General features: G+C 52.4%; 10 protein-coding genes. 7 read left to right on the plus strand and 3 right to left on the minus strand.

What is annotated here, in order from left to right; translation table 11 throughout:
• Window positions 1-121 precede the first annotated feature (121 nt).
• Both FOY93_RS23410 and mbeA read left to right on the plus strand, forming a co-directional pair.
• On the plus strand, window positions 122-445 hold the full coding sequence (locus FOY93_RS23410) for a MobC family plasmid mobilization relaxosome protein (RefSeq protein WP_172621959.1): 324 nt from the start codon (window positions 122-124) through the stop codon (window positions 443-445).
• Window positions 435-1,928 carry a plasmid mobilization relaxase MbeA gene (gene mbeA / locus FOY93_RS24180; protein WP_442876336.1) on the plus strand — a complete coding sequence of 498 codons (1,494 nt, stop codon included), beginning with the start codon at window positions 435-437 and terminating at the stop codon, window positions 1,926-1,928. Before FOY93_RS23410 ends, mbeA begins: the two co-directional genes overlap by 11 nt.
• A gap of 197 nt (window positions 1,929-2,125) precedes the next feature.
• Here the strand turns inward: mbeA and FOY93_RS24185 are convergent, their stop codons facing one another.
• On the minus strand, window positions 2,126-2,695 hold the full coding sequence (locus FOY93_RS24185) for a helix-turn-helix domain-containing protein (RefSeq protein ID WP_072071848.1): 570 nt from the start codon (window positions 2,693-2,695) through the stop codon (window positions 2,126-2,128).
• 424 nt (window positions 2,696-3,119) lie between these two features.
• Between FOY93_RS24185 and FOY93_RS23435 the strand changes: the two genes are divergently transcribed.
• Together FOY93_RS23435 and FOY93_RS24000 are read left to right on the plus strand one after the other, a co-directional pair.
• Window positions 3,120-3,566 carry a hypothetical protein gene (locus FOY93_RS23435; protein WP_072071849.1) on the plus strand — a complete coding sequence of 149 codons (447 nt, stop codon included), beginning with the start codon at window positions 3,120-3,122 and terminating at the stop codon, window positions 3,564-3,566.
• A 122-nt stretch (window positions 3,567-3,688) separates the two neighbouring features.
• Window positions 3,689-3,805: a type II toxin-antitoxin system RelE family toxin gene (locus tag FOY93_RS24000; protein WP_442876337.1), complete on the plus strand. Its 117-nt coding sequence runs from the start codon at window positions 3,689-3,691 to the stop codon at window positions 3,803-3,805.
• Between the two features lie 127 nt (window positions 3,806-3,932).
• Here the strand turns inward: FOY93_RS24000 and FOY93_RS23445 are convergent, their stop codons facing one another.
• Both FOY93_RS23445 and FOY93_RS23450 read right to left on the minus strand, forming a co-directional pair.
• Entirely contained in the window at window positions 3,933-4,478 is a 546-nt protein-coding gene (locus tag FOY93_RS23445; protein ID WP_143345853.1) for a hypothetical protein, read from the minus strand.
• A gap of 55 nt (window positions 4,479-4,533) precedes the next feature.
• The gene (locus tag FOY93_RS23450) at window positions 4,534-4,971 is read right to left on the minus strand and encodes an entry exclusion protein 1 (protein WP_143345854.1); all 438 of its coding nucleotides are present in this window, start codon (window positions 4,969-4,971) and stop codon (window positions 4,534-4,536) included.
• Window positions 4,972-5,282: 311 nt separating this feature from the next.
• Here FOY93_RS23450 and FOY93_RS23460 point away from each other — a divergent pair, with 311 nt between their 5' ends.
• From FOY93_RS23460 to FOY93_RS23470, 3 genes are all read left to right on the plus strand, one after another.
• The gene (locus FOY93_RS23460; RefSeq protein WP_232057410.1) at window positions 5,283-7,676 is read left to right on the plus strand and encodes an S-type pyocin domain-containing protein; all 2,394 of its coding nucleotides are present in this window, start codon (window positions 5,283-5,285) and stop codon (window positions 7,674-7,676) included.
• A gap of 1 nt (window position 7,677) precedes the next feature.
• Complete coding sequence (locus FOY93_RS23465; protein WP_143345855.1) at window positions 7,678-7,935, plus strand: bacteriocin immunity protein; 258 nt, start codon at window positions 7,678-7,680, stop codon at window positions 7,933-7,935.
• A gap of 67 nt (window positions 7,936-8,002) precedes the next feature.
• Entirely contained in the window at window positions 8,003-8,158 is a 156-nt protein-coding gene (locus FOY93_RS23470; protein WP_143345856.1) for a colicin release lysis protein, read from the plus strand.
• Window positions 8,159-9,021 lie beyond the last annotated feature (863 nt).

Raw genomic sequence — 9,021 nt, forward strand, 5'->3', positions numbered from 1 at the left:
CCCGAAACCTGCTAAAAGCCTGACGCGCCTGCGGCTTGTCCAACGCCACGCCGACCGGGAAAATATTTCCCGCCCGTCCCGGCGTTATCAGGAGGCCTGATTGCCCGAGAAACGCACCAAAATGCTCACCCTGTGGGTTACGGAAGACGAGCACCGGCGACTGCTGGAACGCTGCGACGGCAAACAGCTCGCGGCGTGGATGCGCCAGACGTGCCTGGACGAGAAGCCGGCGCGGGCCGGCAAACTTCCCACACTTGCGCCTGCGCTGCTGCGCCAGCTTGCCGGAATGGGGAACAACCTGAACCAGATAGCGCGTCGGGTGAATGCCGGTGGTGGGAGCGGCCATGACCGTGTTCAGATTGTGTCCACGCTGATGGCCATCGACGCCGGACTTGAGCGGCTGCGGCATGCGGTACTGGAGGACAGGCTGGACGATGATCGTTAAATTTCACGCCAGAGGTCGCGGCGGTGGTTCCGGCCCGGTTGACTATCTGCTGGGTAAGGACCGGCAGCGAGAGGGCGCAAGCGTTCTGCAGGGGAAGCCAGAAGAAGTGCGGGAGCTTATCGACGCCTCGCCGTATGCGAAGAAATACACGTCAGGGGTGCTGTCGTTCGCGGAGGCGGATTTGCCAGCGGGCCAGCGCGAAAAAGTGATGGACAGCTTTGAGTGGGTTCTGATGCCCGGACTCGATAAAGACCAGTACAGCATTCTGTGGGTGGAGCACCGGGACAAGGGCCGTCTGGAGCTGAACTTTCTTATCCCGAACACCGAATTACTGACCGGGAAGCGGCTGCAGCCGTACTACGACCGTGCCGACCGTCCGCGTATTGATGCCTGGCAGACCATCGTGAATGCCCGTCTGGGGCTGCACGACCCGAACGCGCCGGAGAACCGCCGGACGCTGGTCACGCCGAACACCCTGCCGAAAACGAAGCAGGAAGCCGCTGAGGCGATTACGGACGGTCTGGTGCGTCTCTGCGTGGTCGGAGAGCTGAAAACGCGTCAGGACGTTACTGAGGCGCTCACGGCGGCAGGTTTTGAGGTGGTGCGGACCACAAAAAACAGTATCAGCATTGCCGACCCTGACGGGGGGCGGAACATCCGACTGAAGGGAGCGATTTATGAGCAGTCTTTTGAAGCTGGCGACGGACCTGGAGCAGAAATCGAGAGAGCAGCAGCAGTCTACCGAGAAAATGCTGAAAGCCGCCTTCAGCGGGCACGAGAAGTCTGTCAGCGAGGCACTGAACTCAAGTCTGTTGAGAATAAGCGACGCCATCAGCGCCCACGAGAAGGGCATGACCGAAGCCATGCAGTCGAACAGGCTGAGCGTGATGAGTATGGTCGGGCGGACGTGGCTGACCATCACCATGGTGTCAGGGCTGCTGTGCGCCAGCCTGAGCGGGGTGCTGTGGTATCAGGGGAGCCTGATAGCGTCGAACCTGGCGGAAATCGACCGGCAGAACGCGACACTGTCGAAGCTGAACGCGAAGACATGGGGCGTGATGTACCAGGAAGACAGCAACGGACGCTTTCTGGTACTGCCGAAGGGAGTGAAAGCCGAAGCGGGTTTGAAAACGGGCAACGGGAAGCGGAACGCGGTGAAGCTGGTGAAGGAGTAAGGGGCGATGACAGAGCTGGAAAGACAGTTGCTGAGCGCGTTAGAGCAGCTACAGCAGGACTACTCGCAAAGGCTGGGCGAGTGGGAGAGCGCCTTCGGGGAATTGCGGAAGATGTGTGGTCTTATGCAACGGGACAACGAGCGGCTGAGCGGGCAGGTCATGCGCTTGAGTCAGCAGGTGGAGCACTTGAGCGGGCAACTGAGTCGTTTGAGCCGGTAGTGCAGCGGCACGAACTGGCGGAGGCGGAAAAGAAACAGCGGGAGCATGAGAAAACCCTGGAGCTGGGAGACAGGGAGTACGGTGACTGAGAATTTTGCCGGAAACAGACGTTTCGTTACCTGATTACGGTGAAATCCGGCGTTATTCATCTGGCTGCATGGTCATGCAGACGGTTAAAATTTACCGGGCGTGTTTCCGGTGGTTTTTCGGTTTCACAGCCACGACTTTCGCCCGTCTGACCCCGGAAACGCCATCATGCTGTTTTAGCGGTGCGCGTAATGAGACGTTATGGTAAATGCTCTACTTTCTTCGGGGCTCCACGACACTCTTTGCACCAACTTTGAATTACCACTTTATCCGGAGACACTCTTCGGTAACCAAACAACCTTTCTATTTCAGATTCCGACTTTGCGAATTTCTTACATTTAGGGCAAACGTGAGTGTTTGGTGGTGGGGACATTGTTGGTAGCTGTATGTTTATGATTTTCAACATTAGAGGAGATATGTCGTATACATTGCTCAGCCCTATATCGTATTTACCTGTCGATCTAACTCTCTTTCGTATCAGCCCTTTATCTTCAAGTCGCTGTATGGTTCGTTGAATAGTTCTTCTGTCTTGGTTCATTCGTTCAGCAAGTGAATCGATGGATGGGAATATTTTTGCTGAAGCGCTATGCATGAACGATATCAAGTGAATGATAAGCACTAATTCAGAGTTGCTGATGCCCAGCTCTGCTTGGTTTTTTAGCAACTCATTGGGAACAGTTGTCCATCCGGAGCTGAGTATCGTTCTCCCCCATATAGACAGGAGCGTTTCCGGATAATCGATTTTTTCTTTGTCGTCGCTGTGGCTCATTTGTCGTGGCTTTTTTGAATCATCTATCAAGAGATAACTACTCTTACAAACACTATAACATAGTGTTTGTAAGAGTAGTTATTATTAAGGTGGCGCTAACGCCACCCCATTTTTACCCAAAAAGTACGCCTTTTCGTGACAGGTCACGAAGCATGCTCTTAACATGAAGTTAAGGGCGAACACTAGTTCGTTCTTCACTCACACCCTGAACATAGGATTCATATGTTGGCTAACGTACGATTTGGTAAAAGCAACGGCGACGCAGAATGCCGTCAGCAGTACAAATCTCGTGCTGACGAAGTACTGCTCTCGCGTTCGCAAAAAAATCAAACATCTGCAGGGTTAAAATGTAATACCCCGCAGTCAAAAGAAGCGATCTTTGATATGCTATCTACTTGCTTTAAAAAGTAAGTGGAAAGCGTTGATGACGATAAAATTCAATAAGTTTGAACTGCATTCAGCTTTCCAGACAGGGACGCTGAACGAGAAGCTTTTTGTCGATCTTCCTCACATGACCCAAGAGCAACGACTGGCTCTGGCTGATTTCTTGTCAGGGATTACAGAAGAGAGACCTTTACCAGGGAAGAATAAACCCTCCTGGTTAACGGATCAGGAAACGAAGATCCCATGTACGGATGCATATGAAGAAGGTAATTATTGGCACTACCACTGCGGCCCATACGGAGAGTGTCGCCTTCGAAGCATGACATTTAATTTGAATTTTAATGCGACAGGGCAAACATCAGATGCAGTCATTCATTACCAGAAGCTGCAGGATGGAACTGTTTTAGTTGTTGGTTTTTCTCCTACGCATGAGCCATTCCCTCGTTCCGACGAACCGTATACAAACCCTCTATTTTCCTCAGAGTAATCTCTTCCTCTTGAGGAAAAAAGCCCCGCAGGGCTTTCTGTCACTAAAAAAACACCAATATCAGACATTGGTGTTTACCGGCGGAATTTTCTGGGATTCCGGCGTAGCCCACCAATTTACGCATTGCAATTGCTGCCTATCCTCGCCAGCCAGGGAAGCCGCTCAAAGGTGAGCTGGGCGAGTTCTGGCGCTATCGGGTGGGAGATTATCGCGTTCTGTGTGAGATCCGAGATGACTAGCTTGTTATCCTTGCCGCCACGATTGGACATCGCCGCGAAGTTTACGACTGAAGCCCGCTATGCGCTGACAATGCGGGCTTTTTTTGATGCCGACAACGGGTGTTATGGTAAATCAGTGGCTCTGCACCTAATCGTAAACATCGTCCGGAATGGGATATTTCAGCGTGATATCTGGCGCATCAGTGAGCCAGCGTCCTGACTTTTTCATCAGGTAGCCTGCGATTTCTTCTGTCGTCAGTTTTAACCGAAATAAAGCCTTATCCTGGAACCAGCTGTCAGGATGATAAATCAGATCCAGTGGATTTGCCCTGAAATTCACCTCCAGTAATTGCAGCGCATAACTGTGATCCGATTCCCGCCCTTCTGCTTTGCAGATGACGTTGATCACACAGACCAGTTCCGGCCAGGTAAAATCATCGATGTATTTATCCTGGTTCAGCGCCATCCGGGTAAAATCCTGTGCGCTGGTCCAGGAGGAAAAATCCCGGAAATCGGTGAATCCGCAAGGATTAACAACCCTGGCATTCCAGTCTGCCATTAACTGTTGCAGCACCTCATTGTTTTCCTCCATCCCATTATCGATATAAGCGAGGATTTCATCCAGCTGTGTGACCAGCTCTTTCATTTGTTTTCGGTTAGCCCGCACGGGTCTCATTCTTTCCGGTAATGGCATCAGAATTCCTCTTTCATGGAGTAACGATGGACAGGGGACTAATAGCGTTTATCGCTCAGGTGTTGCGGCGAAAAAGTCTGAACCAGATGCTGCGTTTTTTTTCCTGTTCCAGAGCCCCTTTCAGTCTGCTGATTTCGGCCTGCAGCAGTGTCCGCTCTTCATCGTGTTGTCGGCGTTCGGCCTCGCGGGCGTTTTTATCCTCAAGCATCAGGGTTACGGTCTGTTGCAGAGCGGCCAGCTGCTGCTGTATCACCGCTATCTGCGGAGTTTCGTCCGAACCATTGTTGATTTCATTATGTCCCTTTCTGTGCCTTTTTGGTGTCTCAGGTGTACGCAGCTCACCATAGGTCCGGATCAGTTCACTGGTCTCGAACTCCCGGCGATTATTTTTCCCTTTTCTATAGCTGACAAGGCCTTTGGCCATATCACGATATAATTGTGAACGCGATTTTCCTGTTAGTTTCAGTGCGTCCTGAACTGTGTGCCATGCCATAAAAGTGACAGTGTCTCCTGTGTGTCCCGTATTCCAGAGTGTGACCATGCTTCGGTTTTAACACGGAATGTCATGGGTTGTCAGCCGGTGCTGAATGACGGGCAAAAAAACCCTGTTGACGACACGATTTTCCAAGGTGTAACATCAAAATACTGTATATAAAAACATGTTTTTATGTACAGTATTTATGGTGTGGCAGAGTACTTATAACAGCCTGCCGGTTAACCCGCCCGGTGGTTTCCGGCAGGCAATAAACCGCACACCTGATTTCTCAGAAGAACAAGTCAAACAATAAAAATGAGGATAATGATATGCCCGGATTTAACTATGGTGGTGGCGTTGGCGATGGCACATCCTGGAGTAGTGAACGCGGTTCTGAACCGGCACCAGGCGGTGGCAGCACAGGAAATTCAGGTAACCATTCCGGAACAGGTGGTTCGTCCGGATCTGGTTCATCTTCAGCCGGTAACTGGGCTCAGTCTGGCCCCCTTAATTCCGCATTAATTAATGCAGCTATCCGGGAGGCCCTGTTAAACGGTCTTCCGCGTAATTCAATTGCATCAACACAAACACCTGCCTATGTCAGTATGAGGGCTGCCTTTGATGCACTGCCGGTTGATAAACAGGCAGGGGCCAGGGAGCAAATCACCCGTGCCTGGCAGCGTGCACATGACGAGATGCCCGACCGTGTCACCAGGGAACATGACACAGCGGAGCGCACTATCTCTGTCACCTCAAGCAATTCAGCCAAAGTGACCATGGCTCAGGCGGTAACACAGGTGTCAACTGATCTTCAGAATGCGCAGCAGGTGAATCAGGCGAATAACGCCCGTCATCAGGCAGAAGCCGCCGCCGCAAATGCAGCAGCGGAAATACAGCGACAGAACGCGATTTCAGCAGCCAGAATTGCCGGTGCCACGCAATCCGTCAGCCAGGCCACAGCTGCGCTCGATCAGACGACCCGTGATGCCGGCGCTGCCAGCTCTGCTGCATCAGGTGCGCGTGCTGTTGCTCAACAAAAACGGCAGGCCGCGACTTCTGCTAATACCGAAGCGATTCAGGCTGAGCAGGCGTATACAACTCTTCTGGCTAAAATCACAGGAAAATCACCGGCCGGAACCAGCTATTCAGTCAAGAACGGAACATTCGGGTACAACAAAACTATTACCCGGGATACAGCCAATCATACCCTGACCTATACGGTATGGAACTCAACCGGAATTACGGTTGCCCAGCGTGATGCCGCTCAGACGGATGCCATCAATAAGCGCAACTATGCCGCTAATCTTGCAGCAGAGGCGGGGGCGGCAGAGCAGGCCAGTGCTGGTGCTGATATTGCAGCGCGTGACGCAGAAACGCGCCGTCTTGCCGCTGTCGCCGCCCTGGATGCGGCAAGGAATGAGGCTGCACGGGTTGCAGCAGCAGAACAGGCCCGAAAAGAGGCTGAGGCAGCAGAACAGAAGCGCCGTGCCGATGCTGCAAATAAAGCAGCAGAAGAGGCTCGTCAGGCTGCTGAACAGGCCAGTAAGCAGAGGGCCAGACAGGCTGCGGCAGACAAACTTCTTTCTGCGGATATCCAGTCAGTGAGGGGCGTTCCGGTAAGCGCTCCGATGGAGAGTGTGCCGGTGGCCTGGGCGGTTGCCGCCCGCGGAGGGGTCACGCTGGGTACTGATGTATCCGGTGGGGTGTGGGCGCGAGTTACCGCCGCGTTGGCTGAGTTGCGTGGGATTGCTACAGCCAGCCTTGCGGGACCCGTTGCTGTAACCATTGCTGCGCTTCTGTGGCCGGAAAAGGCCGGTGCAGGCAGCGATGTGGTACCGGGTCGCGATGTCAGCGGTCTGATACCGGGAGATGTCCTGTCGCTGCCTGACGGCACCTCTCTGGCTCAGGCAGCAGACAGCGGTACAGGCGTTGCCATGCAGGTGTACGGTCGTCTGTTTGTTCGTGACAATGGCGTACTGGAGACGCAGCTGGTACGTTCACCTGTTGCCGGTAATGTTCCGGTTGTGCGTGCCGTTCTTGATAAGGAAACCGGATACTGGGGGTATACGCTGCCTGCGATGCCGGGTGTGCCGGCGCAGACCATTCTGGTGAGCCCGGCAGATGCACCCGGTGTTAACGGTCCTCTGGGGCTTTCTGGCCCGGTTCCGCTTCCGGAAGAGATTGTGCATACCGGAGGCCAGAATGTTGTTCCTCAGGGCATAACCACGACAACATTGCCTGTGGAAGAGGAGGATACATACGGTTTTATCCTCATATTCCCGGCGGAATCTGGACTGAAACCATTGTATGTGATGTACCGTAGCCCGCGTAACATGTCCGGTACTGTTGAAGGGAATGGTAAACAGGTAGGCAGTAACTGGCTTGGTGATGCTTCTGTTGGCTACGGGGCTCCGATCCCGAGTCAAATTGCAGATAAGCTGCGCGGGCGTGAGTTCGGGAGCTTTGATGCATTCCGTAAGGCATTCTGGAAAGCAACATCAGATACATCAGAGTTAAATAGTCAGTTTAAAAAACAGAACAGAACCAACATTAAAAATGGTCTGTCTCCGTTTGTACCTGAATCTGAACGCGTTGGTGGGCGTCAACGTTTTGAACTTCATCATGTAAAACCCATCAGTAAAGGTGGTGCTGTTTATGATGTTGATAGTATTCGTGTAACCACACCAAAACGACATATTGAAATCCACAAAGGGGATAAGTGAGATGGAAAAGAAAATGATTTCTGACTACACCGAAGCTGAGTTTTTAGAATTCGTTCGGAAAATTTGTTTAGCTGAGGGAGCAACAGAAGAAGACGATAATAAATTAGTCGATGAGTTTCGTCGATTAACTGAGCATCCTGATGGCTCTGACCTGATTTATTATCCGAAAGATGATCAAGATGATAGTCCTGAGGGTATTGTTAAAACAGTCAAAGAATGGCGAGCTGCTAACGGCAAGCCAGGTTTCAAATCAGTATAATTGAGTACCGGAGCCTTCATCGAAGGCTCCTTTCATCCGGATAATTATAAAAATAAAAGGACTGAACATGAAAAGAGTACTTTTCTTGGGTGTAATCGTGGTTTCGATGATACTGGCAGCATGTCAGGTTAATAATGTCCGCGATACCGGTGGCGGGGCGGTCTCACCGTCATCAACAGTGACTGGCGTCACGCTCGGCAGTGAAACAGGTGGTAATCCATAAAGGATCTTCTTGAGATCCTTTTCAATGAGTCGTAATCTCTTGCTCTGTAAACGAAAAAACCGCCTGGGGAGGCGGTTTTTCGAAGGTTAAGTCAGTTGGGGAACTGCTTAACCCGGTAACAGGGTTCACGAGACCGCCATTACCAAAACTGTTCTTCCAGTGTAGCCTCTGTTAGGCCACTACTTCAAGACCTCTTATCTATCTTCTCGTGTACTCCTGTTACCAGTGGCTGCTGCCAGTGGCGTTTTGTCGTGTCTTTCCGGGTTGGACTCAAGACGATAGTTACCGGATAAGGCGCAGCGGTCGGGCTGAACGGGGGGTTCTTGCACACAGCCCAGCTTGGAGCGAACTGTCTAAACGGAACGGGACGTGGTGATGTAGGTCAGGCTTCCACCACAACACGGACACCGCATGACGGGAACAGGAGAGCGCAAGAGGGAGTCATCAGGGGGAAACGCCTGGTATCTTTATAGTCCTGTCGGGTTTCGCCACCACTGATTTGAGCGTCAGATTCTGTGATGCCTGTCAGGGGGGCGGAGCCTATGGAAAAACGGCAACGCCGTGGCCTTTTCCCGGGCTTCTTTTTTTTGCGCACACGTTGCGTTGTGCGTTATCCCCTGACTCTGTGGATAACTTTCTGCTCCGTGAGCGTCCGTAACGCCCGCCGCAGTCGAACGGCCGGAGCGCAGCGACCGAGTGAGCGAGGAGGCGTCATTTCATCTGCTCGTGCATAGTACTGCGTACGCTCCTGAGCCACATATCACACCTGCCACATGACGCACTTCCCCTGAACCCGCACTCATGCCAACATAATAAGCCAGTATACACTCCGCTAGCGCTGCGTGACTGGTTCAGGGCTGCGC

The sequence above is a fragment of the Enterobacter sp. 18A13 genome, assembly GCF_007035975.1.
GTDB classification, from domain to species: Bacteria; Pseudomonadota; Gammaproteobacteria; order Enterobacterales; family Enterobacteriaceae; genus Enterobacter; species Enterobacter vonholyi.